Raw genomic sequence first — 24,444 nt, forward strand, 5'->3', positions numbered from 1 at the left:
CTCATCCTGTCCAGCATGGAAGAACCAGAGCGCAGGATCCGGGCGGTCCACACCGCCTCAACGGTCACCGTCTACCAGGCCTACGCTCCGGAGATCGGCCTCCCCGCCGCTCGCCGTGGACGCTTCCCCGCCGCCTGGAAGCGAGACCGGATGACGTGGGTCAAACCATCGTTCCTGTGGATGATGTACCGCTGCGGCTGGGGCACCAAGGAGGGACAGGAGACCGTCCTGGCCATCGAGATCGTCCGCGAGGGGTTCGAATGGGCCCTGCGCCACGCGTGCCTGTCGCACTATGAGCGTGGACTTCATTCCGACCGGGACACCTGGAAGCGGCAGCTGAAGCATGCGCCGGCCCGAGTGCAGTGGGATCCCGAACGCGATCTCCGCCTACAGCCGCTGCCCTACCGCTCACTGCAGCTCGGCCTCTCGGATGAGGGCGCCCGCCGGTACGCGGACGAGTGGACGGTCGCCATCACCGACGTGACTCCGCTTGCTCGCGAGATCCACACACTCATGCGCAACGACGAGCCGGACACCGCGGTCCGTCTCCTGCCCGAGGAACGTCCTTACCCTGCCGGGGACGAGCTTCTGGCCCACCTACGTCAGTGATCCGCTCATGACTCCTGAAGGCTGTCTCTCGACTCGGTGGACGGACCGACGTCGGACCTGGTGTGCAGATGCTGTCGGCGGAGCTTCGTGAGCTCGTCGAGGTGTTCACCGGGCTGAGCCCGGCTCAGTTCCGGCCTGAATTGATAAATACCTACCCCGGCAGGGCCTACTTGGCTGGAGGGTCGTTCTCAGCGGTTGCCGCCTGGACCGCGAACTCCTTGTAGGTCCTGGGACGGATGGGCGGGAGCGATCGCCGCCGTACGGGTTTGAGGTGGGAGAAGTCGAATCCGTCGGGCCACACGGTGGTCTCGTCGAACACCACGTGTTTCAGTGAGGCGCCCGTCAGAACGGCTCCGGTCAGTGTGGCTCCTCGGAGGTCGCTGTAGTCCAGGCGGGCGCCGCGCAGGTTGGCGTTCCGTAGCTCGGCTCTGGTCAGGTCGGTGCCCCGGAGGTCGGCGCACTCGGCGATGGCCCGGGTCAGGACGGCATCGCGCAGGTCGGCCTGGTAGAGGACCGCGTCGACAAGGATCGCCCCCGCCAGCCGCACTCCGGTGAGATCCGCACGGGTCAGGTCGGCGCCGACAAGGGAGGCTTCGGCCAAGTCGCTGAAATGAAGGTCCACGTCGTGAAGCCTGGCGGAGGCGAGGTTGGTCTTGGGCAAGACCGTGCGGTCAAGGCGGAGCACCTGGTTCCGGCCCGGGTCCCGGCGGCCGAGGACGGTCAGTGCCGCGTGGATGTCAGGGGCCCGGAGGGAAAGGTTGACAGCGCTGCCTGGTGCTGTGGTGGCGTGACGTGCGTGCTGGATGTCTCGTTGGGGATCGCGGGCTCGGTTGCCGATGAACGCGGAGAGGATCTCCCCGATGACCCGGCGGTCGGTCGTGGAGGAGCGGGAGATACGTTCCAGGGCGTAGATGCCGCCCAGGCGGACGTCCACGCTCGGGTCGCCCAGATGCGCGATGGCAGAGGCGAAGGACTCGGTGGCTTGCCCGTGGCGGCTGAGCTGTAGCTGGTGCCAGGTGAGGTAGGCGCCGATCAGGAGCACCAGGCCTCCGACGCCCTGAAGCAGGGCCGTGCGGATGTTGTTCACAGCAGCGGCGTAGTCGGCCGGTGGCTTTGCCGTACCCAGGTCCCATGCGAGCAGGTAGCGGGGGAGGAAGACGGCGCCGGCCAAGGCGGCGAGCCCCAGAAGCGCGGCAAGGATGAAGGGAGCCGAGATCCGGGACAGCACGGAGGGGCGGACACCTGCGATCTTGTCCGTCCGCACGGGGTGACCGGGGAGAGGGGGGATGTGATCTTCGAAGCGCTTCATGGACTCACCAGAGATCGGCTTCCGGGACCTCCAGCGTGACTAAAGGTCGTCTCGTCGACAAGCTGCACGGCAGCGCCGACGTTACGAGACAGCCTTCAGGCAGGCTCCAGCCGCACCACCGTGTGCTGCGTGGCCGGCACAAACGAATCGAAACAACCTCGGAATGCCAAAGGGTCCCGGAGGGTGTCCCGGGACCCTGGTCGTGCGGCGTGCGTCTCATGCGGTCAGCGCGTCACTGATCCGCTTGTCGGCGATCTCTTTCTGCGCGTCGAGGCACTTGGCGTAGACCCTCAGCAGGACGTCCACACCGTGGCCCGCCCGCCCGCCCGCCAACGCCTTGACCGCTTTCCGCTTGAGCTCTTCCTGATACCTCTTGCTCGTCTGCTCTCTTCAGTCGCTTTCCTGGACGTCGAGGACGGCCTTTCCGGGGACCTGCCGGTTCAGCAGCTGTCCGATGGCTTCTTCGTAGGAGTGCCAGCCGCCCCGCCAGCCGACGGGGATCTCCAACCGGCCCTGCTCGGCGAGGCGGACGAGGTACCGCAGGTCGCCGCGAGCGGTACGGAGATGTTGAACGTCTCGATGCGCCCGCGATCGTGGCCTGTCCGGGCCTGCTCGAAGCCGATCGTGGTCGGCTCCTTGGACGCCATGCCCACCGCCGCGACGACACCGCCGGACGAGAGCCGCTGGTACGCCTCCGCCAGTTGCCGGCCGCCGACGTTGTCCACCACGCCGTCGACCCGTCCCTTCATGGTCTGCGGGCCGATGACGACCTCCGTCGCGCCGAGGGCGAGCAGGCCCTTGCCGCGTCCGGGCGAACCGACGGACGCGACGACCTCCGCCCCGGCCAGGTTCGCGAGCTGCACGGCGTACCTGCCGACGCCGCCGGACGCCCCGGTGACCAGCACGCGTCGGCCCAGGAGGGGGCCGAGCCGCCGGACGGCCTGCAGCGCGGTGACGCCGGCGACCGGCAGCGCCGCCGTGGATCCGAGGTCCACCCCGTCCGGAACGACAGCGAGCTCGTCGGTGTCGACCGCGCGGAACTCCGCCCACGCGCCTGCCCAGCCGAAGGTGACCACGCGTGCTCCGCTCGCCGGGCCTGAGCCGTCGGCGGCCGGAGTGACCACGATGCCCGCCGCGTCCCATCCGGGAATGGTGCCGTCCGGAAGTTCCGGCGTCCGGAAGGCGACCTCCCCGAAGTTGAAGGAGAACGCGACGACCCGGACGAGCGCCTGTGACGGGCCGGGTTCCGGGACCGGCGCGCCGTCCATGCGCAGCATGTGCTCGTCGGCCCGGTGGTGAACGAGTGCTCTCATCCGCTGTCCGATCTGTGTGTGCGCCGAGCCGGCCGTGCGCATCTCAGCCGTGCCACTGGTCGGCGTGCTCGGCGATGAACTCCCCGATCGTGCGTGGCGCGCGTCCCGTGATCTTCTCGACGGTGTCGCTGACCGTGGCGAACGTCCCGTCGTGCACCCGGCCGAACATGTCGCCCACGACCTCGGCGAGCCACGGGGCGGCTCCGGCGACGGCCGCCGACAGCGGCGGGACCGTGGCTGTGACCTGGACGCCGATCGCGGCTGAGATGTTCGCCGCGATGTCGGCGGTGGTGACCGCCTCCGGGCCGGTCACGGTGTAGGCCTTGGCGTGGTGGGTGGCAGGGTCCGCGATCGCCTGTACGGCGACGGCGGCGATGTCGCGGGTGTCGACCCAGGCGATCGGCGAGCCGCCGGTGGGCAGGCTGATCACCCGCTCGTGGCGGATCGCGTCGAGGAAGTAGCGTGGATCGGTCAGCACCTGCTGGAACCACGACGGGCGGAGGATCGTCCAGCGGTTCGCGTTGCCGGTGACGGCGTCTTCGACCTGCCGCACCCAGCCGCCGGCCGCGACCCGCTCCGCGCCCTGCTCGGAGACGAGGACGATGTGGGCGGCCGGTGCGGCGGCGATGAGTCGTGTGACCAGCTCGGCGGAGTCCTGGACGTCCGGGCGTCCAAGGTGGATCGCGTCCACCCCGTCCACCGCCTTCGGCCAGGTCGACCGGTCCCGCCAGTCGAAGGGGACCGTTGTCGGCTCCTGCGAGTTCCGCGAGGACCCTCCGCGGACCACGGTGTCATCGCGTTCGGCGAGTTGCGCCACCACTTCGCGGCCGGTCTTCCCGCGCGCTCCGGTGACAAGGACGGTTCTGGTCATGCTCATCGGTCCTTTGACCTATTCGGCGTTCGCCAGCGTCGGGTAGTCGGTGTAGCCGGTGTGGTCGCCGCCGTAGAACGTCGCCTGGTCCGGGGTGTTGAACGGACCGCCGGTCTTGATGCGCACATCGAGGTCGGGGTTGGCCAGCCACAGGACGCCCAGGGAGACCGCGTCCGCGATACCGGCCTCCATCGCCTGCTGCGCCGCGTCGACGGTGGCCGGGAAGACCTCCATGGTCTCGTGCGGGTTGAGGATGAGCGTGCCCGGCCATGCGGCCCGAAGCTGCTTGGTCAGGTCGCGTGTGCCCATCTCGACGACGTGGACGTAGGCGATGTCGAGCACCGCGAGCTCGTCGAGCAGCGCGGTGTAGACCGGAAGCGGGTCCGCTTCGACCATGGCGTTGTACGGGCTGCCCGGCGAGACTCGGATGCCGACGCGGCCGGCGCCGGCCACCTCGGCGACCGCGCGCACCACCTCGACGGCGAAACGGATGCGGCCGGCGACGGAGCCGCCGTACTCGTCGGTGCGCAGGTTGGTGTTGTCGGCGAGGAACTGGTGCACCAGGAAGCCGTTCCCGCCGTGCACCTCCACCCCGTCGAAGCCGGCCTCCAGGGCGTTGCGGGCGGCCTGCGCGAACTCCTCGACGGCGTCGGCGATGTCCACGGTGGTCATCTCCCGCGGCGTCGGGTGGTCCACCGGGCCTTCGAGGCTGATCATCTGTTCACCGGAGACCACCGGGGACGGCGCGATGGGCAGCTCGCCGTTCGGGTACAACGACGGGTGCCCGATCCGGCCGCAGTGGGTGAGCTGCGCCACGATGCGGCCGCCCTTCGCGTGCACGGCCTCGGTGACCGTGCGCCAGGCCGCCACCTGTTCGGCACCGTGCAGGCCGGGGGTCAGGATGTAGCCCTGGCCCAGCACGCTCGGCTGGATGCTCTCGGAGATGATCAGACCGGCGCCGGCCCGCTGGGCGTAGTACTCGGCGGTCAGCGGGGTGGGGACGCCCTCCGGGGTCGCCCTGTTCCGCGTCATCGGGGCCATCACCAGGCGGGACGGCAGCCGCAGCGTGCCCACCGCCACCGGGTCGAACAGAGTGCTCATGACTTCTCCTCGCTGAGGAACGCGGATGTGGCCGGACGAGAATTACTTGATCGGCTCATGGATATCGTGGCACGATTCCTTGAGTCAATCAAGCAATCTCGGATTCTTGAGCGACTCAAATTCCTGGCCTACAATCGCTCCATGGCAGTGCCCTCCGTGCCCGCGAGCGCCGCGACCGACGTCGAACAGGCGATGTTCGACTTCGTCGACGCCTACAACCAGGCGTGGGAGGCCGCGGCGAACGAGCACGGGCTCAGCACCGCCCACGCCTGCGTGCTCGGACGCGTCGAGACCCGCCGCAGCATGGGGGAACTCGCCGAGGAACTGCGCTGCGACGCCTCCAACATCACCCAGATCGTCGTCCGCCTCGAGGCACGCGAGCTGGTGCGCCGTGAGCCCAACCCGGAGGACAGGCGCTCCCGGCAGATCGTGCGCACGCCGGACGGCGACGACCTCTACGAGGCGTTCGAGGAGTCCTTCGAGTTCCCGAGGGCGGCCGCGGCGAACCTCACCGCCGCGGAACGCGCGCAGTTGACGGCGCTGCTGAGGAAGGCGGTGCGGGGATGACGTGCCAGGGGAAGGCGACCGGCGACACCTGATCGGTGGACGGGTGGGGGAACGCGGCTCTCGCCCTGAGCGCGGCGGTTCCCATCCTCCTGGTCCGGCTCCCGTACCAGTCGGGCGATGGCCTGGCTGAACGGTTCGACTCGATCCACCAGGCGGACGATCATCTCATCGACCGTCAGCCCCGGCTCGCGGCACACGATCTTCCAGGCGTACGCGACGGGGCGTGGCGGATCCGCCGACCGGCTGCCGCGTAGCGTGACCTCTGAGGAGCCGGGCGAGCGCGTCTCTGTTCATGGGAGCAGGGTACGCACGGTGCCCAGGCTCACATGAGGGCCGCGCGTGGGAGTCGCCCTGGAACTGTCCGGCCGGGTGACCGCGAGGAACCCCGGCGCGACCGGCGTGGCGAGCGGCTGCGGACGATCCTGCGGGTCGTCCGAGAGCCTACGGATGCGATGGTCCAAGCCCGTAGCGGACGTAGCGGTCACCGGGAGGGGTGAACTCCATGCCGTTCTCGTCGAGCGCGTTGTAGATCGTCACCTGACCGTTCGGGAAGCCGAACCCCACGGACACGATCCGGCCCTCACCCAGGCGCTCGTTCCTCCACATCAGCAGTTCCACCGCCGAGCAAGGCCGTCCGACCAGTGCGGCGAGGTCATCCGGTGCATCGTCACGCCATGCCAGGTGGAAGCCGGACCAGTCCGGTGCGCGCGCCGGATCGATGGTGTTCCAGGTGATGGAGAGCTCGTCGAACTTCCAGTGGTTGATCTCGACCTGTTCGCCCTCGAAGTCCAGGAGGATCGGGCAGTCGGCGAACCAGGCGTCCTCGTCGAGATCCCATACCACCAGGGCCCGGGTCAGCCGCCGGCCGACGAGACGACCCAGCCTCGCCCCGTGAGCGGTGGTGATCGCCGAACGTCCGCTCAACCATTCCGGCCGATATCCGGGAACTCCGAAGTCGAACATCCCGCGATTGTGCCCGAGCATCGGTGCCCGGCAGAACGGCACCCGTAGCCGTCAGGCTCGTGCGACCTCACATCCGCGATCTCAGCACGTCGACCTCGCAGCCTGGTGAGGACGGGTCGAAGCCGTGCTCGACCAGCCAGCGGATCGCCAGCAGGCTTCGCAACGACCACCACGCGCGGATCACGTCGAGGTCGACGTCGGTGCCGTAACCGGCGAGGACGTCGCCGAGGTGCTCCTCGTGCCCGAGCGTCAAGGTGGCGAGATCGAACAGGGCATCGCCCTGGCTCGCCTCGGACCAGTCGATCACGCCGGTGAGCTCGTCACCGTCGACGAACACGTGGGTGATCTGCAGGTCGCCGTGCGTGAACACCGGTGCCCACGGCCGGAGCGCGGCCTCGGCGACGCGGCGGTTGCGCGTGACCAGGTCGGCGGGAAGGACGCCGTTCGTGACGAGCCACTCGCATTCACCGTCGAGGTCCGATGCGATCTCGTCGAGGCTCCGACCGGGCCATGGCGGCAGCGGCGCGTCGTGCAGCATTCGTGCGGCGGCACCCGCCGCGGCCCACGCCGCCGGCGACGCGCTCGACGGCTCGCCGAGGCGGCCGAGCGCCGTCCCCGGGAGGGCGGCGAGCGCGAGCACGGGCGGTTTCCGCCACAGGACCTCCGGAGTGGGGATCGGCGCCATGGCCATCGCCTCGACCTCCACGTCGGTACGCGTCCGATCAGCGTCGATCTTCAGGAACACGTCACCGACGCGCAGGGTCGCGCGCTCCTGATGGGCGACGACGACCTCGACCTCTTCCACGCCCGCCATTATCACGAGGATGATCATCGGTGTCGCCGGGTTCGTCACGTGCGACTCCGCGGCCGACCACGTCCCGTCGCCCGTCGCCCGTCGGTCGCAGGCCCACCAGGCATACCAGGCGGCCCAGGACGGCCATCGGAACGCCGAGGCCGCGGTCGCCTTCGGCGCCGAGGTGGCCTCCGACCCGGAGGCCACCCGTGCGGCACCGGCCGCGTTCACCGCGCCGGTGCTGCTGCTCGCCGGGGAGGTCGACCTGAACACGCCCCCGAGCGTCGCGACCGAGTTCGCCGGGCTGTTCCCGTCCGGCTATCGGCTCCACCGGTGACCGTGCCAGCCTCTACGCCATGCTCATCAGATTCGGGACGAGGGACGACGCCGAGCACATCGCGGTGCTGCACGCCGAAAGCTGGCTGACCGCCTACGCGGGGATCATGCCCGACGACTATCTGAACGGACCGCTGCTCGACGAGCGCAGGAGCGTGTGGAACGCGCGCCTCACCGCCGCTCCGGAACACGATCACCCCCCGTGCCTGCTGGTGGCCGTCGAGGACACCGTCCTCGCGGGGTTCGTCTACCTCGGCCTCCAGGCCGACGGCCGCGTCCTGCTCGACAACCTGCACGTCCGGCCCGCGAGCAGGGGTTCCGGAATCGGTCACCGGCTCATGCGTCACGCCTTCGCCTGGGCCGCGACGCGGCATCCGGGCAGGGTCCTGTACCTGGGCGTGCTGCGGGGCAACACCTCCGCGATCGCCTTCTACCGGCGTCTCGGCGGCCGGCCCACCAGGGAGTTCGTCCAGCGCTTCCCCGCGGGGTTCGACCTGCCCGCCGTCGAGTACACCTGGGATCCGGACGCGGTCCGCTCGCTCGCCGGCCACCGTTCCGCCGGTGATCGCCAGGCCTCCGGCGGGGGTCCTCCGAACCCGGAATGATCCCGATCACCGGACGCGGGCCCTCGGAGCCGGCGCTTCCGCGGACGCCGGGACCGGTCTCCGATCCGGACGTACCGCGCGGACGCCGGGGCCGGTTTCCTGCCCGGACGTACCGCGCGGACATCGGGGCCGGTTTCCTGCCCGGACGTACCGGAGCGGACTTCTCATGGAAAAACAGAAGGGCTACAACCATTCATCCCATGAGACGCGTTAGCAACGGGGGAGGGGGAGATCACATTGAATGATCACGACGAGTTCCGCGAGTTCGTGCTCGCCCGCCAGCAGGCGCTGATGCGCGTCGCCTACCTGCTCATGGGAGACGCCCACCTCGCGGAGGACCTCCTGCAGAGCGTCCTGATCAAGGTGGTGGGGAAGTGGCCCAAGCTGTCCCGGGACGGCAACCCCGAGGCGTACACGCGCAAGGCGCTGGTCAACCAGTCCATCTCCTGGTGGCGCCGGCCACGTCTCGAGTCACCGAGCGCGGACCCGCCGGAACGCGGGGCCTCCCATGACGAGGCCACGCTCGACCGGATCGTGCTCCGCCAGGCGCTGGCCAAGCTGACGCCCAAGCAGCGTGCCGTGATCGTGCTGCGCTTCTGGGAGGACCTCACCGAGACGCAGACGGCCGAGACGCTCGGCTGCTCGGTGGGCACCGTCAAGAGCCAGGTCCATCACGCGCTGGCCCGCCTGCGCACGCTCGCGCCCGAACTGGCGTACCTGCTGTCCGATCCCGAGGTCAGGGAGGTGGCCCGATGACGAGGCTGCACGATGCGCTGGACGACATCGCCCGCGAGGCTCCCCTGGTGGACCTGGCCGATCGGGTCATCACCGGTCACCGGAGCAGGCGTCGTACCGGCCTGGCGGCGGTCGCCGCGGCGGTCGTGGCGCTCGGCATGGCGACCGCGGTCGTGACGCCGCCGGGGGAGCGGGGGAACGGGACGGTGGCGTCGCGCGGGACGGACACGCTGCCCGACCTCCCGGACGGCAGGGTGGGGCCGCTCAGCCACGCGTACCTGACGGAGTGCGAGGTGAGGCAGGGGGCGGGGGGCCTCGACTGCGACGCCGCCGAGTGGCGGGTGGTCACCCGCTCCGGCACGACCTACCGGGTGCCGCAGGCGCTCGCCGTCACCGCCGACCGCCGGCGTGTTCCCACCGCGATCAGCCGGGACGGGCGCATGTTCGCCTACTACAGCCGCCGGGCCCAGGCGCACGTGGTCCGCGACCTGGTGAGCGGTTCCGAGGTCGTCTCCCCGGTCACGGTGAAGGAAGGGCGGATCGGCGTGGGCTCCATGCTCGTGGTCTCCGACGACGGCCGTTACGTGATCTTCGATCCGCGGGAGGGGACCAAGAAGCCCGGGGTGCTGATCGACGTGCGGACCGGCAGGACGGTGTCGATACCGGGCGTGTACGAGCCGGTCGGCGTCAAGGACGGCGTCGCCGCGCTGGTGCGGTACAGAAAGACCGACCTGTGGCAGATGCCCGTCACCGGCGGGGGCACGCCGGTGCGCTTCGACGGCGCGTTCATCATGTTCAGCGAGCTCGCCCCGGACGGCCGCACGGTGGCCGCCTTCGAGCACGCCGACCTCATGAAGCGCACGCTCACCCTTCTCGACACCGGGACCGGGCGGACCCTGCGCAAGGTCGCCATCCGCGGCCTGCCGGAGGACGGCAGCGTCACCGACACCGCCCTGTGGCGGAACGAATCCGAGATCACGATCGTGTACGGGAAAGGCGAGATCAGTACCTATGCGGTCGACGTCAGGACCGGCCAGGCCCGGCGGCTGGTCCGTTACCGGGCCACGTTCCCGTCCGTGATACTGCCGGGAGTGGCGGGTATCCCGTAGCGCCGAGGGCCTGGAACTCCCGGCCGGGGGACGACCGGTCGTCCCCCGGCCCTGATATTTGACTGATCGGTCTCGTATGGATAGGGTCCGTGGTGTGGCAAGGACCAAGGAGTTCGATCCGGACGCGGCCCTGCAGAAGGCGCTGGAGCTGTTCTGGGAGCGGGGGTACGAGGCGACGTCCATGGCCGACCTGGTGGAGCACCTGGGCATCGCCCGGGCGAGCATCTATGCCACCTTCGGCGGCAAGCACGACCTCTACGTGAAGGCGTTCGAGAGGTACCTGCAGACCAGGGACCCCCGGGTCGTCGAGGTGCTCTCCCAGCCGGGGCCCGCGCTCCCGGCCGTGCGGGCACTGGTCGAGGCGTACGCCGAGGAGTCCCTGTGCGACGAGCGCAGGCGCGGCTGCATGGTCGTCAACGCGGCCGTGGAGGTCATGTCGCGCGATCCGCAGACGGCCCGCCGGGTCGAGGCGAGCTGGGACAACCTGGAGACCGCGCTGACCTCGGCGCTGACCCGGGCGCGCGCGCAGGGCGAGATCCCGCAGGACAGGGACCCACGTGCCCTGGCCCGGTTCCTGCTGGTCATGATGCAGGGCATGCGCGTCCTGGGCCGTGCCCACCCCGACCCCGCCAGGCTGCGCGACGCCACCGCGCAGGCGCTGGCCGTCCTGGACTGAGGAAGTGATCACTGTGACGCGAGGCGCTTCCGCATGCCTCGAAACTGGAACGATCGGTCTAGAAAAACATGCCTCAAGGACGGCGTTCGCGCTGCTCGGAGCCGTGCAGGTCACGCTCATCGCGACGATCACGGTCATCACCGTGGCGCTGCCCGCCGTCCAGCGGGATCTGCGGGGGGACGACACCGACCTGGTGCTGGTCACCTCCGCCTACGGCCTGTCGTTCGGAGGGCTGCTGCTGCTCGGCGGGCGGCTGGCGGACCTTCTCGGCCCCAGGAGGGTGTTCGTCACCGGCATGGCCGTCTTCGGCCTCGCCTCGGTCGCGGCAGGTCTCGCCCCCGGGACGGGCGTGCTGGTGATCGCCCGGTTCGCCCAGGGGGCCGGTGCGGCGCTTGCGGCGCCGGCGGCGATGGCGCTGCTGGGCGTCGTGTTCCCCGATCCGCGCCGCCGGATGCGGGCGACGGCGGTGTGGGGCGTGCTGAGCAGCGCCGGTGCGACCGCGGGGATCGTGCTCTCCGGCGTGGTGACCACCTGGGTGCCGTGGCGATGGGTGTTCCTGGTGCCGGTCGTGGTGGCGGCCGTCGCGGCGACCGTCACGCCGAGGCTCCTGCCCGCCGACCCCCCGCCGCGCAGGAGCCGGATCGACTGGCCGGGCGCGGTGCTGGCGACCGCCGGGCTGGCCGCGCTGATCCACGGGGCCGAGCGCCCGGGCTGGACGGTCCTCGCGGGTGTCGTGCTGCTCGTGCTCTTCGTCCTGGTCGAGCGGCGCTCGGCGGCACCGATGATGCCGCTGCCGTTCCTGCGCGGGCGTGCCCTGCCGCTGGTCGCCGTGATGCTCTGCGCCGGGGCGATGGCGAGCGGGTTCTTCCTGCTCTCCCTGTACCTGCAGCAGGTCCGCGGCCTGTCGCCGCTGTGGACGTCGGTCGCGTTCCTGCTGTCCGCCCCGGCCGTCCTCGTGTCCGCTCCCCTGGCCGCGCGGCTCGTCCCCCGCCTGGGGATCCGCCGCGTCCTGGCGGTCGGCCTGGCCGTCGCGGGCGCCGGTCTGCTGCTGCTCAGCCTTCTCGACGCGCCCTACGCCGGCCTGGTCGTCTTCCCCTGCGGGGCGGGGATGACGTTCTCCGCCGCCGCGCTCGCCGTCATGCGTGACGCACGGGACGGCGAGGGCGGCCTGGCAGGGGGGCTGCTGAACACCGCGATGGAGATCGGCCCGCCCCTCGGCCTCGCGGTGCTGGTCTTCCTCGCGGGCGCTCACTCACACCACCCGTCGAGCGGCTACGCCTTCGCCCTGCGAAGCGCCGCCGCCGCTCTCGTCGTCACCGCTCTGTTCTCGGCGCTCCCGCGCCGTACCAGGTAATCGAAGGAGAAGATCATGACAGCACGTTTCACCGGCAAGGTGGTCCTCGTCACCGGAGGGGGCTCGGGCATCGGCCGGGCCGCCGCGCTCGCCTTCGCCCGGGAGGGCGCGACCGTGGTGGTCGCCGGGCGCGGCGCCGCGGCGCTCGAGGAGACCGTGAAGCTGATCGAGCACGAGGGGGGCCGGGCCGACGCGGTGACCGCCGACGTCTCCTCCTCCGCGGACGTCGCCCGGCTCGTCGCGACCACGGTGGAGCGCCACGGCGGCCTGCACGTCGCGTTCAACAACGCGGGGGTCGTCGAGGGCGGCATGCTCGCGGACATGGACGAGGACGCCTGGGACCGCCTGCTGGCCGTGAACCTGACCGGCGTCTTCCTCAGCATGAAGCACGAGATCGCCCACATGCTCGGCAACGGCGGCGGCGTGATCGTCAACACCTCCTCCAACCTGGGCGCCCACATGCGGCTGCCGTTCCTCGGCGCCTACGCGGCGTCCAAGGCGGCCGTGAGCGCGCTGAGCCGGACGGCCGCGAAGGAGTACATCGGGCAGGGCATCCGCGTCAACGTGCTCAGCCCGGGGCCGATCGACACCTCCATGTCCCTGTGGCCCGGTGAGACCGAGGCCGACCGGGCCGAGCGGCTCAAGGGCGCGCTGCCGATCGGCAGGGTCGGGTCGCTCGACGAGGCGGCCTCCGCCGTGCTCTGGCTCGCGGCGCCCGAGTCGGGATTCGCGGTCGGCCACGACCTGGTCCTCGACGGGGGCGCCACCGCCTGAGGGAGCGGCCGTCGCCCGCCGGCCCGGGACCGCGATCCCCGGCCCGGGACCGGGACCGTGATCTCCGGCCGGACGGGCGGCGACCGCTCCGCAAGTCCGGCGAGCGCCCCGGGAGCCCCCGCGCCCGTCGCGGGCGCGGGGGTTGCATCCTGTACCGGGGTACGGGCCTACCGTCGAGGGCAGGGCCGCTCGCGACGGACGGGCGGCGTGGCGCAGGGAGGGCTCATGGAGTGGGTGCCGGCCGTATGCACGCTCCCGACCGGAGAGCGGCCGTCGCGGATCGCGGAGTTCGACGAGCTGTTCGCCTCCGCGCTGCTCGGGCTGGAACGCGTGGGGGCGACGCACCTGCGGCTCACGCTGGACGGCGGAGCGCGGGTGCGGGAGACCGTACGGGACCTGATGGCCCGGGAGACGGGCTGCTGCTCGTTCTTCACCTTCACCCTGGTGCCGGACGACGCCGGGTCGACCGTGGACGTGGAGGTCCCCGCGGCGTACGCGGGGGTGCTCGACGGGCTGGTGGCCCGGGCGATCGCCTCGGCTCCCCGGGACGTGTCGTGAACGGGGGCCCGCTGCGTACCGGAGAGGTGGCCGAGGCGGCGGGGGTCAACGCGCAGACGCTGCGCTACTACCACCGGCGGGGCCTGCTGCGAGAGCCGCCGCGCAGCAACGGGGGGCACCGGCTCTACCCGCCGCGGACCGTGACGGTCCTGCGGATGATCAAGGCGGCGCAGCGGCTGGGCTTCACCCTGGAGGAGGTGGCCGACCTGGTCGAGGCGACCGCGCACCGCCGGGGCGGGCCGGGCGGCGGCCTGCGGGCACGCGTGGAGGCCAAGCTCGGCGAGGTGGAACGGAGGATCGAGGACCTGCTGACCGTCCGCGAGACGCTGATCCGGGCGGTGGACGCCGGGTGCGACGACCTGGAGGCGTGCGCGGCGAACTCGTGCTGCCCCCTGCCGTTCCCCGACCCGGCGGACGGGGGTCACCGGGCGGATCCCGGTGGGTCCTGACCGGCGGGGACGGCTTCCGAGGGTGATCCCGGAGGGTCCTGACCGGCAAAGACGCCTTCCCGGGGGATCCCGGGGAGCCTTGACCGGCGGAGACGCCTTCCGGAGTCGGATCCTGGAGGGTCCTGACCGGCGGGGACGCCTTCCGGGGGGCGGGTGCCGTGTCCCGCGGGCCGGGACGGCGGGGCGGGGGTGCGCGGGCGGTCGCGTGTCACCGGCCGCCGAGATGTGTGAAATGATCTTCATGGCGTTCTTCCGGTCGTGCCGGGCCTCTCGAGCGGTTCCCGCATGGGGGGCGACCGGGGACGCCGAAGGGTCCCGGATGTTCCTCCGGGGCCCTTCTCGCGTGGTCCGGCGGACGGCCGTGGCCCGCGCTCGTGCCTGTGCCTCGCGATTCCGGGACGGGGCCGCCCCGTGCCCGTTCGTGCCGTACGCGACGCCCTCAGGAACCCTCGGGGTCCCCGGCCTCTCCGGTGTCCATGGCGGCGAGCCGGGCGGCGCGGGTGGTGAGGTGGTCCCGCTCGGGGATGCTCGTCGTGCGGCTCGCCGCGACGCGGTACTCCTCGACGGCCGCGTGCCGATCACCGGCCATCTCCAGCAGGTGGGCCCGCGCGGTGTGGAGGCGGTGGTGGCCGGCCAGGCGGCCGTCGGCCTCCAGCGCCCCGAGCATGCCGAGGCCGGCCCGGGCGCCGTGCGCCATGGCGGCGGCGACGGCGCGGTTCAGGGAGACCATCGGGTTGTCGGACATGCGCTCCAGCAGGCCGTACAGCGCGAAAATCTGCGGCCAGTCGGTCTCCTCGGCCGTGGCGGCCTCGTCGTGGAGCGCGGCTATCGCCGCCTGGAGCTGGTACGGGCCGACCGCGCCCCCGGCGAGGGCCGCGGTGACGAGCGCGACGCCCTCGGCGACGGCCGCGCCGTCCCACAGGCCGCGGTCCTGCTCGGCCAGCGGGATCGGGGCGCCGTCCGGTCCGGTACGCGCGGGACGCCGGGCGTCGGTGAGCAGCATCAGCGCGAGCAGCCCGGCCACCTCGCGGTCCTCGGGGAGCAGGCCGTGGACCGTCCTGGTCAGCCGGATCGCCTCGCGGGCCAGCTCCACGCGCTGCAGGTCGGGGCCCGCGCTGCTGGCGTACCCCTCGTTGAAGATCAGGTAGAGCACGTGCAGCACCGAGGCGAGCCGTCGTGCCCGTTCCTCGGGCAGGGGCATGCGGAAGGGGACGCCGGAGGCCTTGATGCGCTGCTTGGCGCGGCTGATCCGCTGCGCCATGGTCGCCTCGGGGACCAGGAACGCCCTGGCGATCTCGGCCGTGGTCAGGCCGCCCACGGACCGCAGGGTGAGGGCGATCGCCGAGGCCGGGGTCAGCGCGGGGTGGCAGCACAGGAAGAGCGTGGTGAGCGTGTCGTCGCGGTCCGCCGCGCGTTCGTCGTCCGCGGCCGGTGCCGTCCTGCGGTCCGGGGGCGCCTGCGCGGCCACCCGCTCCTCCCGCAGGCGCCGCGCCTGCTCGTTGCGGACCCGCTCGGTCATCCGGCGGGAGGCGACGTGGACGAGCCAGCCCCGCGGGTTGCCGGGCACCCCCTCCACCGGCCACTGGGCCACGGCGTCCAGGAGCGCCTCCTGGACCGCGTCCTCGGCGGTGGCGAAGTCGCCGAAGCGCCGGGTGAGCACGCCGACGACCTGCGGCACCAGCGGGCGCAGCAGGTCGTCGACGACGGGATCATCCAGCGGTCACAGCTCCTCGGCCGGGCTCGCCGACATCACCTGGCGTACCTCGATCGGCATGTTCAGCGGCCTGCCGCCGGGACCGGGCGCGGCCGAGACGTACGCGGCCAGCTCGATCGCCCGCTCGGGGCTCTCGCAGTCGACCACCCAGTAGCCGACCAGGAACTCCTTGGTCTCCGGGTACGGGCCGTCCGTGATCACGGGGGAGCCGCCCTGGCCGGCCCGCACGATCCTGGCCTGGTCCGGAGCCGCGAGCCCCTGCGCGTCCACCAGTTCCCCGGCGGCGCCGAGCTTCTCACCCGTGGCCCGCATGAACTCGATGTGGGCCATGACGTCCTCCACCGGCCAGGTCTCGATGGGGGGAAAGTCGGCCTGTGCGCCGGAGGACTGCATCAGCAGCATGTACTTCATGGGTTCGCTCCCTGTTCCCGGGCGCCTGTGCCGGCGCTCTCCCCGTGGTAGAAGCCGGTCACCGCTTTCTCGACATTCTTACCGGCGATCCCGGAAGAAATCCGGCCGCGGACGCGGGCCGGCCGCCGTTCCGGGCTTTGACGCGGTCACGGACGCGGTCACGGTCACGGACACGGTCGTGATCGCGGGACGGTCGCGACGCGGTCGCGGGGCGGTCAGGGGGGCGGGACGCGAAGCGCCAGGATGGCCATGTCGTCGGTCATGTGCCCCCGGCTGTACTCCAGGGCGGCGTCGCCGATCCGCCGTACGGTCTCGTGCGCGTCCAGGTCCGCGCAGGACGCCAGCAGGGCGATCAGGCGCTCGTCGCCGAACAGGTCCTGCTGCCCGGGCGGGTGGGCCTCGGTGACGCCGTCGCTGTAGAGCAGCAGCGTGTCCCCGGGCCGCAGGTCGAAGCGGACGTTCTCCAGGCCCGTCTCCTCCAGGACGCCCAGCACGACGCCGCGCGTGCGCAGGGCCTCCACCGTGCCGTCCCCCCGCCGCAGGAGGGCGGAGGGGTGCCCGGCGGTGGAGAGCATCCCGGTGAACCCGTCCCCCTCGGGGCGGAAGATCGCGCAGACCGCCGTCAGGAACCGGCCGTCCTTGACCCGCTGGGCCAGCAGGGCGCGGTTCAGCTGCTCCAGCACCTTGCTGGGCGAGACGTGGCGGGGCGCGTCGGCCCGCATCGTGTACCGGGCCAGGGCCGTGATCTGCGCGGCCTCCACGCCGTGCCCGCACACGTCGCCCAGGATCGCGCACCAGCGCGGGCCGCTGGCCATGAACAGGTCGTAGAAGTCGCCGGTCACGTTCACCCCGCCCGCCGCCGGGATGTACGTGGCGGCGGCCTCCAGGCCGGAGACCTCCGGCATCATCGGCGGCAGCAGGCTCTCCTGCAGGGTCCGGGCCAGTTCCTCGGAGACCCTGCCCGCGGCCTGCAGCTCGGCCACGTGCCGTTCGGAGCGGGCCAGCGCGTCCCGGAGCATGATCTCCCCCGACACGGCGCGTGCCAGGGTGGCCAGCGTCTGCGCGTCGATGTCCGTCCAGGTGCGCGGGGTCTCGTCCACCACGCAGAGCCCGCCCAGGACCTCGCCGTCCGGGCCGTGGATGGGGTATCCGGCCCAGGCGCCGATCTCCAGCCGCTTCACCGCCGCCAGGCAGTCCAGGCGGGGGTCGGCGGCGACGTCCCCGGCCAGCAGGGGCTCGTTCGTGGCGATCAGGATGTGGCAGGGGCTGTCCGCCACCGGGCTCTGCCGCTCGGACATGGAGAGCTCGCCCATGCCGATCGCGCTCTTCCAGAACGACCTCCGGTCGTCCACCAGGGTCACGAACGCCCGCCGCGTGCCGGTCACCCGGGCGGCCAGCAGGGCGAGATCGTCGAACGAGGGCTCCGGCTCGGTGTCGAGCAGGCCGGTGGCCTGTACCGCCGACAGGCGCTTGGGGTCGAGCACCGCCTGCGGGATCTCAAAGCCCATGTGCGCAACCGCCTTCTTCCCGGCCCGCCGCCCGCGGACGCGCCGCCGCGACGGAGGGTCCCCGGGACCGGCCCGGGACCGGTGATCGTGTCTCCTGGAACGAAGCGGGCCGCCGCGCGGCCGGTCCGCGCCGCGATGGTCCGGAGGCGGTGCTGCCCTCCCGGCCGCGGATCACACGGTCCCGCGGTAAATCGTACGGTGCCCTGGTCACCCGCTCCCGACCCGCCTCGCGAGTACTTTTCGTACGGTGCCGGGAAGCGGTTGCTACAGACCCATCTCGGAGGTCAGCAGGCGGTGCGCCCGGTCGACGTCCTCGGGGGTGTAGCCGGGAATGCTCCGGTCGAGCCGCTGGAGGAGATCCATCAGGGCCTGCTTCTGCGCCAGGTTCCGGACGGGGAGCCGGTCGAGGTCCACGCTCATCAGCCAGTCGAGCAGCACCACCGCGTCGGCGGTCCGCAGGCTCAGCGGGGTCGTTCCCGAGGCGGCCGTCCCCAGGCCGGGCGTTCCGCTCATGCGAGCAATCTACTCCTACGCAGATATGCGAAATAACCCATTTTGTCGTATGAATTTCTCCTTTCCTCGTGCCCCGGGGATCGCCACGCTCGCCCGCTGCTCGAAAACAGTCGAAAATCCATAAAAACTGATATGTCCGGCTTTTTATCCGCCGGCCTCCCGGGCGATCCGCGATGCCCGGCTCCGGGTGCCGTCCATGCCGTCCATGCCGTCCATGCCGTCCGGGCCGCGTGCCGACCGTGACCGGGTCGCGTCCGAGCCGCCTGTCGACCGTGCCGGCGCCGTGCTCGGGCCGCGTCCGGGGGCACGTCCGGGGTGCGTCCCGGGGTGCGCGGAGCCTCACCCGGATCCGGTGCGCCGGGGCCGTCTCACCGGCTGAGCGCGGCCCACAGGGTGCCGAACTCCTCGGGGGTCAGGGCGTTCAGCCCGAAGTCGTCGGGGTAGATCGGGCCCTCGGCCAGGAAACCGTGCTCGTCCTCGATGTGCCTCCACGAGTACGTGCGGGCGATGCCGTCCGAGCCCAGCTCGGCGTGCCTCACCGGCCAGTACTCCCCGCCGTCGTCGAGCACGGTCTCGAACAGCCATACGTGGCCGTCGTCGTCCACGCCGTGCCAGTACAGGTGCGGCCGGTCGCTCTCGTCGAGCGCGCGGATCGTTTCTCTGCGACGGTCCTGCAGCATCGTGCTCCTTGGTGTCCCGCGGTTTCCCGCAAAAGCTGGCGAAAGGGGCATAGCCCGCTTTTTACTGTGTTGCGCGTTCTCGGTCCGCTCCAGGCGGAGATCAACGGTCATGCGGCGGACCTCGGTCCCTCCCGGCGGCGGGCGGTGGTGGCCAGGCTCGTGACGGCCGGCGGGCACGTGGTCTCCGCCGATCGTTTCATCGACGACCTGTGCCACGGGCGGCCCTCGCCCGAGGCGCCGGCCGGGGCGGGGCGCGCGGTGTGGGCGGTGCCACCGGCACGCCGGGGTTTCCGGGGGAGACGGGGGGTGATCCGAGTGGTCCTCGATTGATTTCGCATCCCGCTGCGGAGCCGTGTATGGTTACACCTGTCCGCAAGCGAGAGCGACACGGACAGGCCCCTTTAGCTCAGTCGGCAGAGCGTCTCCATGGTAAGGAGAAGGTCTACGGTTCGATTCCGTAAAGGGGCTCGACAGCCTAAAAGCCCTGACCTTTCGGTTGGGGCTTTCGGCTTGGTCGGCCGTAAAGGTGCAGGCCAGAAAATACTCAAGGTTCCGACGCGCCGGCGGGCATACTGGGGTGACCCAGAAGGGATCGCCCCGACCTGCACAAGTTCGCAGGCACTCGACGGGTCGGGTATCCTTGCGGGGTCGGTCGATTTCGTCGGCCTCAAGGCGGAGTAGCTCAGCCAGGCAGAGCAAACGGCTCATAATCGTTGTGTCGCCGGTTCAAGTCCGGCCTCCGCTACTACCCACCGGGGTCTCCTCCATCGGAGGAGACTGCCGCGGGTTGTCCAATGTCTCGAACGTAGAAAGGCACTCCCAAGTGGCTGCCACCGACGTTAGGCCCAAGATCACGCTGGCCTGCCAGGAGTGCAAGCACCGCAACTACATCACGCGGAAGAACCGGCGCAACGACCCGGATCGGCTTGAGCTGAAGAAGTACTGCCCGAACTGCAAGACGCACCAGGCGCACCGCGAGACCCGCTAGTCCTTGCGAAGCCCCCCGCCCGGCGTCGGGGGATGAGTGCCTCGTCGGCACGTACATGCTCCACGACAAACCGGCGTCCCGAACGGGGCGCCGGTTTGTCGTGTTCCTCCATGTTCCCCGCCCGGACGTTGGTCCCGATGGAGACCCCCGCCGCCTGCCCGCCGGGCTACGGTTTCCCGGTGGGCCCCGCGGCCCGCATCCTGGATGCTCGTCCTGTCACTGTCAGCTCGACCCACCGGCGCCGGCCGTGCCGTGCCGGTGCCCGCAAAGGAGCACGATGGCTCTGAACCGCGACTTCGTGGGGCGGGCGTCCGCGCCCTCCGCCCCGTACGAGGTCAGCCGCGTGAAGATCAAGGAGTTCGCGGCGGCGATCGGCGACGACAACCCGGTCTACCGGGACCGGGAGGCCGCCCGGGCGGCGGGCCACCCCGACGTGATCGCGCCGCCGACCTTCCCCATCGTGTTCAGCCTGTCCGGGGGGTCGATCCTGACCGATCCCGAGCTCGGCCTGAACCTGGCCATGGTGGTCCACGGCGAGCAGCGCTTCGAGTACCGGCGGCCGATCCGGGCCGGGGACGAGCTGGTGAGCGTCTCCACGGTGACCGACATCCGCGTCGTCGGGCGGAACGAGCTGATCACCGTCAGGAGCGACATCGGCACCGTCGAGGGCGAGGACGTGTGCGTCGCCTACAACACCATCGTCGAGCGCGGAGGGGCGAGCTGAGATGGCCGCTACGGTCAGGTACGACGAGGTCGAGACGGGGCAGCAGATCCCGCCCGTCGACTACCCGGTGCGCCGGGCCAACCTGGTGATGTACGCCGGGGCCTCCGGTGACTTCAATCCCATCCACTGGAACGAGCGCTTCGCCAAGACCGTCGGGCTGCCCGACGTGATCGCGCACGGCATGTTCACCATGGCCCAGGGCGGCCGGTTCGTCACCGACTGGGCGGGCGACCCGGGCGCGGTCGTCGACTACGGGGTGCGGTTCTCCTCCATGGTCGTCGTCCCGGACGACGACCGGGGCGCGGTGATCACGGTGAGCGGGATCATCGAGGAGAAGCTGGAGGACAAGCGCGTGGTGGTCGCGCTGACCGCCAGATCCAACGATTCGCGGGTGCTGTCCAAGGCCCGCGCGGTGGTCCAGCTCTCCTGACGCCCGCAGTCGGGCCCCGGCGCGGCCGGGGCCCGCCCGGGTTGCCTTCCCGGGGACGGCCGAGGGGCGGTCGGCGGCAGTCGGGGGAGGGCCGAATCTTCTCCCGGTCCGGGGGTAGCGTCCCGGCATGAGCGAAGCACCGACCTTCGAAGTGTGGCCCACGGTAGCGTCCCTGCCCCGGGAGGGTGGCCGTACGGCCCAGGCGGCCTCGCCCTCCACGGACGACGCCCCCGCCCCCATCACCCCGGGTGGTCACGACGCCGGGCGGACCACCGCCCCGCCGATCGTCACGGACACCGGCCCCGACGGCGCGGCGCGCACGGGCACCGGTGAGGCCGGCGACGCCGGTGGCACCGGTGAGCGGCGGGTGGACGCCGACGACGCCGGCGGGCGGGAAAAGGACGCCGATCCCGGCCGGGTCGCCGGGGCGGCCGACCCTGGCCGCGACCCCGGCGGGCTCGGGGAGCTGGACGCCAACCGGATCGCCGAGACCGAGGCCGCCCCCGGGCCGACGGCCGACGACTCCCAGCTGCTCGGCCGCTCCGAGGACCACGACGGCCATCCCGAGCGGATGGTCTCCTCCCAGCTGCTCTGGGACGGCAGCCTCTCGGTCTCCCGGATGGACGAGAGCATCGTCCCCCCGGCCGGGGTCGAGGAGGCGAGCGCGCCGCGCGCGACGGTCACCGTGGCGCTGCTGGTCGACGGCCGCCCCGACGACGTGCGCGAGTGCGTGCGTGCCCTGGTCGCCCGTACCGAGGTCAAGGTCCTCGCCCTCGACCTGGGGGACGTGGACGGCGCCGGGGCGGTCCTGCACGAGCTGGCCGGGGAGTTCCCCCGGCGCGTGGACGCCTGGCACGTGGCCGAGCTCCCGCACTGGCGGGGCGGCTCCGCCGGGTGGGGGGAGAGCCGGAACGCGCTGCTGCGCCTGGACGACTCGGATGTGCACGTCGTCATGGACACCTCGGTCATCCTGGACGGCGACGCGGTGACGCCGCTGGTCAAGGCCCTGGAGGACGAGAACGTGACCGCGGCGGGCTGGGAGGGCGTGACCTTCGGCGACGACGGCCGGGGATGGGCGGACGCCGAGGCCGGCGAGGTGCGGGGGCTGCACGGCCACCTGCTGGCGGTCAGGCGCGACGCCGCGCTGGCCGCGGGCGGATTCCCGGCCGAGGCCCGCTACCACGGCGACGCCGGCCTGGAGTTCTCGCTGGGGCTGCCGGGCACGCTCGTCGCGCTGGGCAAGGACCTGCCGGTGCACCGGGAGCGGGACCACGCCGACGACGGCGTCGATCCCGCCTACCGGGAGAGGGAGACCGCGGGGACGCGGGAGCGGGTGCTGGCGCTGCTGCGCTCGCCGTAGGCTGGTCACGGACGTCGGCCGGGGTGGGGAGCGCATGACGGAGCGGGTGACGGGTGTACGGCTGGCGCCGTACACCACGCTGGGGCTGGGCGGGCCGGCGGGGAGGTTCGTGCGGGCCGGGTCGGCCGAGGAGATCGTCGAGCTGGTGGCGGCGGCGGACCGGGCGGGCGAGCCGGTGCTGGTGCTCGGCGGCGGAAGCAACCTGGTCGTCTCGGACGACGGCTTCGACGGCCTGGTCGTGCGGGTCGACTCCCGGGGGGTCCACCATGAGGGGGACCTGGTCACCGTGCAGGCCGGCGAGGACTGGGACGTCCTGGTCGAGCGGGCCGTGGCCGAGGGCCGTACCGGGCTGGAGTGCCTGTCCGGCATCCCGGGGCTGGTCGGGTCCACGCCGATCCAGAACGTCGGCGCCTACGGCCAGGACGTCTCCCAGACGATCACCCGGGTCCGGGTCTACGACCGCCGGGCCGGCGAGGTGCGGGAGCTGACCGCCGCCGAGTGCGGGTTCGCCTACCGGCACAGCGCGTTCAAGGAGGACCTCGGGCGCCACGTCGTGCTCGCGGTGACCTACCGGCTGGCCCGGGAGGCGCTCTCGGGCCCGATCGCCTACCGCGAGCTGGCCTCGCGGCTGGGCGTCGCCCTGGGCGACCGGGTGCCGCCCGCCGAGGCCCGCGCCGCCGTGCTGGAGCTGCGCCGGGGCAAGGGGATGGTGCTGGATCCCGGGGACCCGGACACCCGCAGCGCCGGGTCGTTCTTCACCAACCCCGTGCTGACCGCGTCGCAGGCCGCCGAGCTGGAGCTGCGGGCGCCGGGCTTCCCGCGCTGGGACATGCCGGAGGGGGCCGTCAAGGTCCCGGCCGCGTGGCTGATCGAGAACGCGGGGTTCCCCAAGGGGTACCGCCGTGGTCCGGCCCGCATCTCCACCAAGCACACCCTTGCGCTGACAAATCCAGAGATGTCGGCATCGACCGAGGAACTGCTCGGTCTCGCGCGGGAGGTCCGGGACGGCGTCCTGGAGAAGTTCGGCGTCACCCTCGTCAACGAGCCCGTGATGGTCGGCACCCGCCTCTGACCACCGCCCCGCGAGGACCCGCGAGGGTCTGGTGAGGGAGCGGGCAGGGGCCGGGTGGGGGGCCGGGGCACCGTAATGGGCATCCGATTTCGACTGCTATGGTCTGATGGAAAGACCCGAAGGGGAGTAGTCCCAATCGCGTGATCGACATGCTGGCGTCTCGGACGCCCGGTCGCGCGGGCCCCGGATCCGGCCGTTCGGCGCGGTTCCGTGGCGGACGAGACCTTCGGCCTGGCAGGCACTCATCGATGCCGCCGGGCCGGAGCCGTGCCCGAGACTCCCCGGGTACTTCCCTTCCGCCCGGCTGCGTGCGCGGGAAGGGCACCCTCGTTGGAAGCGTTCTGGATCAGCCTCGTCGTGATCTTCGTAGCCGAGCTGGGCGACAAGAGCCAGCTCATGGCCATGACCTTCGCCACCCGGTTCAGGGCGTGGCCGGTCCTGGCCGGCATCACCATCGCCACCACCGTGGTGCACCTGGTCAGCGTCGGCGTGGGCGGGCTGGCCGGTGATCTTCTCCCCACCACCGCGATCACGGTCATCGCCGGGCTCGCCTTCCTCGGCTTCGCCCTGTGGACGCTGCGCGGGGACGAGCTGACCGACGACGAGGCGGCCAAGGCCCAGCGCACGGTCCGGTCGGCGATCATCGCCGTGACCGTCGCCTTCTTCCTCGCCGAGCTGGGGGACAAGACCATGCTGGCGACCATCACGCTCGCCACCCGCCACGGCTGGTTCGGTACCTGGATCGGCTCCACGGTCGGCATGGTCGCCGCCGACGCCCTGGCCATCCTGGTCGGCCGCATGCTCGGCAGACACCTGCCCGAGCGCATCATCCGTTACGGCGCCGCCGCCGCGTTCGCCGTCTTCGGCGTCATCCTGCTGGCCGAGGCGCTGCTCGCCTGAGCGGCCCGTCCTCTCCCGGGCG

Annotated in this window: 28 protein-coding genes and 2 tRNA genes; 19 read left to right on the forward strand and 11 right to left on the reverse strand. The window is 71.7% G+C overall.

Annotated elements, in window-relative coordinates:
- Positions 1–15 precede the first annotated feature (15 nt).
- Complete coding sequence (locus tag ACZ6RT_RS32835; RefSeq protein WP_470157744.1) at positions 16–609, forward strand: DUF4291 domain-containing protein; 594 nt, start codon at positions 16–18, stop codon at positions 607–609.
- A gap of 166 nt (positions 610–775) precedes the next feature.
- On the opposite strand, the gene ACZ6RT_RS32840 is transcribed toward ACZ6RT_RS32835, so the two are convergent.
- The 4 genes from ACZ6RT_RS32840 to ACZ6RT_RS32855 form a co-directional block, all read right to left on the reverse strand.
- A complete protein-coding gene (locus ACZ6RT_RS32840; RefSeq protein ID WP_470157746.1) occupies positions 776–1,918 on the reverse strand; it encodes a pentapeptide repeat-containing protein in 1,143 nt (380 codons plus the stop codon).
- 440 nt (positions 1,919–2,358) lie between these two features.
- Positions 2,359–3,231: a zinc-binding dehydrogenase gene (locus ACZ6RT_RS32845; protein ID WP_470157748.1), complete on the reverse strand. Its 873-nt coding sequence runs from the start codon at positions 3,229–3,231 to the stop codon at positions 2,359–2,361.
- A gap of 43 nt (positions 3,232–3,274) precedes the next feature.
- Positions 3,275–4,102, reverse strand: a complete 828-nt coding sequence (locus ACZ6RT_RS32850; protein WP_470157750.1) for an NAD(P)H-binding protein — start codon at positions 4,100–4,102, stop codon at positions 3,275–3,277.
- Positions 4,103–4,120: 18 nt separating this feature from the next.
- A complete protein-coding gene (locus tag ACZ6RT_RS32855) occupies positions 4,121–5,203 on the reverse strand; it encodes an alkene reductase (RefSeq protein ID WP_470157752.1) in 1,083 nt (360 codons plus the stop codon).
- A 141-nt stretch (positions 5,204–5,344) separates the two neighbouring features.
- Between ACZ6RT_RS32855 and ACZ6RT_RS32860 the strand changes: the two genes are divergently transcribed.
- On the forward strand, positions 5,345–5,770 hold the full coding sequence (locus ACZ6RT_RS32860) for a MarR family winged helix-turn-helix transcriptional regulator (protein WP_470157754.1): 426 nt from the start codon (positions 5,345–5,347) through the stop codon (positions 5,768–5,770).
- A gap of 441 nt (positions 5,771–6,211) precedes the next feature.
- Here ACZ6RT_RS32860 and ACZ6RT_RS32865 read toward each other — a convergent pair whose 3' ends face one another.
- A complete protein-coding gene (locus tag ACZ6RT_RS32865) occupies positions 6,212–6,733 on the reverse strand; it encodes a hypothetical protein (protein WP_470157756.1) in 522 nt (173 codons plus the stop codon).
- Between the two features lie 67 nt (positions 6,734–6,800).
- A complete protein-coding gene (locus ACZ6RT_RS32870; RefSeq protein WP_399185518.1) occupies positions 6,801–7,538 on the reverse strand; it encodes a phosphotransferase family protein in 738 nt (245 codons plus the stop codon).
- Between the two features lie 19 nt (positions 7,539–7,557).
- On the opposite strand from ACZ6RT_RS32870, the gene ACZ6RT_RS32875 reads away from it, so the two are divergent.
- From ACZ6RT_RS32875 to ACZ6RT_RS32915, 9 genes are all read left to right on the forward strand, one after another.
- Positions 7,558–7,863 carry a hypothetical protein gene (locus ACZ6RT_RS32875; RefSeq protein WP_470157758.1) on the forward strand — a complete coding sequence of 102 codons (306 nt, stop codon included), beginning with the start codon at positions 7,558–7,560 and terminating at the stop codon, positions 7,861–7,863.
- A gap of 19 nt (positions 7,864–7,882) precedes the next feature.
- A complete protein-coding gene (locus tag ACZ6RT_RS32880; RefSeq protein WP_399185519.1) occupies positions 7,883–8,467 on the forward strand; it encodes a GNAT family N-acetyltransferase in 585 nt (194 codons plus the stop codon).
- Between the two features lie 237 nt (positions 8,468–8,704).
- Positions 8,705–9,223 carry a SigE family RNA polymerase sigma factor gene (locus ACZ6RT_RS32885; protein WP_399185520.1) on the forward strand — a complete coding sequence of 173 codons (519 nt, stop codon included), beginning with the start codon at positions 8,705–8,707 and terminating at the stop codon, positions 9,221–9,223.
- Positions 9,220–10,311, forward strand: a complete 1,092-nt coding sequence (locus ACZ6RT_RS32890) for a hypothetical protein (protein ID WP_470157760.1) — start codon at positions 9,220–9,222, stop codon at positions 10,309–10,311. The genes ACZ6RT_RS32885 and ACZ6RT_RS32890 overlap by 4 nt, the downstream gene beginning before the upstream one ends.
- 94 nt (positions 10,312–10,405) lie before the next feature.
- Positions 10,406–10,987 carry a TetR/AcrR family transcriptional regulator gene (locus tag ACZ6RT_RS32895; RefSeq protein ID WP_399185523.1) on the forward strand — a complete coding sequence of 194 codons (582 nt, stop codon included), beginning with the start codon at positions 10,406–10,408 and terminating at the stop codon, positions 10,985–10,987.
- Positions 10,988–11,090: 103 nt separating this feature from the next.
- Positions 11,091–12,341: an MFS transporter gene (locus ACZ6RT_RS32900; protein WP_470157762.1), complete on the forward strand. Its 1,251-nt coding sequence runs from the start codon at positions 11,091–11,093 to the stop codon at positions 12,339–12,341.
- Positions 12,342–12,356: 15 nt separating this feature from the next.
- Positions 12,357–13,115: an SDR family NAD(P)-dependent oxidoreductase gene (locus ACZ6RT_RS32905; RefSeq protein ID WP_399185525.1), complete on the forward strand. Its 759-nt coding sequence runs from the start codon at positions 12,357–12,359 to the stop codon at positions 13,113–13,115.
- 225 nt (positions 13,116–13,340) lie between these two features.
- On the forward strand, positions 13,341–13,673 hold the full coding sequence (locus tag ACZ6RT_RS32910) for a hypothetical protein (RefSeq protein ID WP_399185527.1): 333 nt from the start codon (positions 13,341–13,343) through the stop codon (positions 13,671–13,673).
- Positions 13,670–14,122, forward strand: coding sequence for a MerR family transcriptional regulator (locus tag ACZ6RT_RS32915; RefSeq protein ID WP_470157765.1), 453 nt, complete (start codon positions 13,670–13,672; stop codon positions 14,120–14,122). The genes ACZ6RT_RS32910 and ACZ6RT_RS32915 overlap by 4 nt, the downstream gene beginning before the upstream one ends.
- Positions 14,123–14,561: 439 nt before the next feature.
- Here the strand turns inward: ACZ6RT_RS32915 and ACZ6RT_RS32920 are convergent, their stop codons facing one another.
- The 5 genes from ACZ6RT_RS32920 to ACZ6RT_RS32940 all read right to left on the reverse strand — a co-directional run bounded on the left by ACZ6RT_RS32920 (position 14,562) and on the right by ACZ6RT_RS32940 (position 18,948).
- A complete protein-coding gene (locus ACZ6RT_RS32920; RefSeq protein ID WP_470157785.1) occupies positions 14,562–15,839 on the reverse strand; it encodes an RNA polymerase sigma factor in 1,278 nt (425 codons plus the stop codon).
- Between the two features lie 3 nt (positions 15,840–15,842).
- A complete protein-coding gene (locus tag ACZ6RT_RS32925; RefSeq protein ID WP_399185530.1) occupies positions 15,843–16,247 on the reverse strand; it encodes a YciI family protein in 405 nt (134 codons plus the stop codon).
- Between the two features lie 215 nt (positions 16,248–16,462).
- Positions 16,463–17,755 (reverse strand): PP2C family protein-serine/threonine phosphatase, encoded by a 1,293-nt coding sequence (locus tag ACZ6RT_RS32930; protein WP_399185532.1) that lies wholly within the window; start codon positions 17,753–17,755, stop codon positions 16,463–16,465.
- 264 nt (positions 17,756–18,019) lie between these two features.
- Positions 18,020–18,268: a hypothetical protein gene (locus ACZ6RT_RS32935; protein ID WP_399185533.1), complete on the reverse strand. Its 249-nt coding sequence runs from the start codon at positions 18,266–18,268 to the stop codon at positions 18,020–18,022.
- Between the two features lie 368 nt (positions 18,269–18,636).
- Positions 18,637–18,948 carry a hypothetical protein gene (locus tag ACZ6RT_RS32940; protein ID WP_399185534.1) on the reverse strand — a complete coding sequence of 104 codons (312 nt, stop codon included), beginning with the start codon at positions 18,946–18,948 and terminating at the stop codon, positions 18,637–18,639.
- A gap of 395 nt (positions 18,949–19,343) precedes the next feature.
- Between ACZ6RT_RS32940 and ACZ6RT_RS32945 the strand changes: the two genes are divergently transcribed.
- The 8 genes from ACZ6RT_RS32945 to ACZ6RT_RS32980 all read left to right on the forward strand — a co-directional run bounded on the left by ACZ6RT_RS32945 (position 19,344) and on the right by ACZ6RT_RS32980 (position 24,422).
- Positions 19,344–19,416 (forward strand) — tRNA-Thr (locus ACZ6RT_RS32945).
- A gap of 203 nt (positions 19,417–19,619) precedes the next feature.
- Positions 19,620–19,693, forward strand: a tRNA-Met gene (locus tag ACZ6RT_RS32950).
- A 78-nt stretch (positions 19,694–19,771) separates the two neighbouring features.
- On the forward strand, positions 19,772–19,936 hold the full coding sequence (rpmG, locus tag ACZ6RT_RS32955) for a 50S ribosomal protein L33 (RefSeq protein WP_030921771.1): 165 nt from the start codon (positions 19,772–19,774) through the stop codon (positions 19,934–19,936).
- Positions 19,937–20,213: 277 nt separating this feature from the next.
- A complete protein-coding gene (locus tag ACZ6RT_RS32960) occupies positions 20,214–20,660 on the forward strand; it encodes a MaoC family dehydratase N-terminal domain-containing protein (protein WP_344890670.1) in 447 nt (148 codons plus the stop codon).
- 1 nt (position 20,661) lies between these two features.
- Positions 20,662–21,090: a MaoC family dehydratase gene (locus ACZ6RT_RS32965; RefSeq protein ID WP_399185535.1), complete on the forward strand. Its 429-nt coding sequence runs from the start codon at positions 20,662–20,664 to the stop codon at positions 21,088–21,090.
- A gap of 127 nt (positions 21,091–21,217) precedes the next feature.
- On the forward strand, positions 21,218–22,450 hold the full coding sequence (locus tag ACZ6RT_RS32970; protein ID WP_399185536.1) for a glycosyltransferase: 1,233 nt from the start codon (positions 21,218–21,220) through the stop codon (positions 22,448–22,450).
- Positions 22,451–22,484: 34 nt separating this feature from the next.
- Entirely contained in the window at positions 22,485–23,522 is a 1,038-nt protein-coding gene (locus ACZ6RT_RS32975) for a UDP-N-acetylmuramate dehydrogenase (protein WP_399185538.1), read from the forward strand.
- A 330-nt stretch (positions 23,523–23,852) separates the two neighbouring features.
- Positions 23,853–24,422, forward strand: a complete 570-nt coding sequence (locus ACZ6RT_RS32980) for a TMEM165/GDT1 family protein (RefSeq protein ID WP_399185539.1) — start codon at positions 23,853–23,855, stop codon at positions 24,420–24,422.
- The last annotated feature ends 22 nt before the right edge of the window (positions 24,423–24,444 follow it).

This window comes from Streptosporangium sp. NPDC050148 (genome assembly GCF_055586505.1).

Bases quoted from the DNA above. Each gene is read 5' to 3' on its own strand.
- ACZ6RT_RS32835 (WP_470157744.1), top strand. From the start codon at position 16: ATGGAAGAACCAGAGCGCAGGATCCGGGCGGTCCACACCGCCTCAACG.
- ACZ6RT_RS32840 (WP_470157746.1), bottom strand. From the start codon at position 1,918: ATGAAGCGCTTCGAAGATCACATCCCCCCTCTCCCCGGTCACCCCGTG.
- ACZ6RT_RS32845 (WP_470157748.1), bottom strand. From the start codon at position 3,231: ATGAGAGCACTCGTTCACCACCGGGCCGACGAGCACATGCTGCGCATG.
- ACZ6RT_RS32850 (WP_470157750.1), bottom strand. From the start codon at position 4,102: ATGACCAGAACCGTCCTTGTCACCGGAGCGCGCGGGAAGACCGGCCGC.
- ACZ6RT_RS32855 (WP_470157752.1), bottom strand. From the start codon at position 5,203: ATGAGCACTCTGTTCGACCCGGTGGCGGTGGGCACGCTGCGGCTGCCG.
- ACZ6RT_RS32860 (WP_470157754.1), top strand. From the start codon at position 5,345: ATGGCAGTGCCCTCCGTGCCCGCGAGCGCCGCGACCGACGTCGAACAG.
- ACZ6RT_RS32865 (WP_470157756.1), bottom strand. From the start codon at position 6,733: ATGTTCGACTTCGGAGTTCCCGGATATCGGCCGGAATGGTTGAGCGGA.
- ACZ6RT_RS32875 (WP_470157758.1), top strand. From the start codon at position 7,558: ATGATCATCGGTGTCGCCGGGTTCGTCACGTGCGACTCCGCGGCCGAC.
- ACZ6RT_RS32880 (WP_399185519.1), top strand. From the start codon at position 7,883: ATGCTCATCAGATTCGGGACGAGGGACGACGCCGAGCACATCGCGGTG.
- ACZ6RT_RS32890 (WP_470157760.1), top strand. From the start codon at position 9,220: ATGACGAGGCTGCACGATGCGCTGGACGACATCGCCCGCGAGGCTCCC.
- ACZ6RT_RS32905 (WP_399185525.1), top strand. From the start codon at position 12,357: ATGACAGCACGTTTCACCGGCAAGGTGGTCCTCGTCACCGGAGGGGGC.
- ACZ6RT_RS32910 (WP_399185527.1), top strand. From the start codon at position 13,341: ATGGAGTGGGTGCCGGCCGTATGCACGCTCCCGACCGGAGAGCGGCCG.
- ACZ6RT_RS32925 (WP_399185530.1), bottom strand. From the start codon at position 16,247: ATGAAGTACATGCTGCTGATGCAGTCCTCCGGCGCACAGGCCGACTTT.
- ACZ6RT_RS32930 (WP_399185532.1), bottom strand. From the start codon at position 17,755: ATGGGCTTTGAGATCCCGCAGGCGGTGCTCGACCCCAAGCGCCTGTCG.
- ACZ6RT_RS32935 (WP_399185533.1), bottom strand. From the start codon at position 18,268: ATGAGCGGAACGCCCGGCCTGGGGACGGCCGCCTCGGGAACGACCCCG.
- ACZ6RT_RS32940 (WP_399185534.1), bottom strand. From the start codon at position 18,948: ATGCTGCAGGACCGTCGCAGAGAAACGATCCGCGCGCTCGACGAGAGC.
- ACZ6RT_RS32960 (WP_344890670.1), top strand. From the start codon at position 20,214: ATGGCTCTGAACCGCGACTTCGTGGGGCGGGCGTCCGCGCCCTCCGCC.
- ACZ6RT_RS32965 (WP_399185535.1), top strand. From the start codon at position 20,662: ATGGCCGCTACGGTCAGGTACGACGAGGTCGAGACGGGGCAGCAGATC.
- ACZ6RT_RS32970 (WP_399185536.1), top strand. From the start codon at position 21,218: ATGAGCGAAGCACCGACCTTCGAAGTGTGGCCCACGGTAGCGTCCCTG.
- ACZ6RT_RS32975 (WP_399185538.1), top strand. From the start codon at position 22,485: ATGACGGAGCGGGTGACGGGTGTACGGCTGGCGCCGTACACCACGCTG.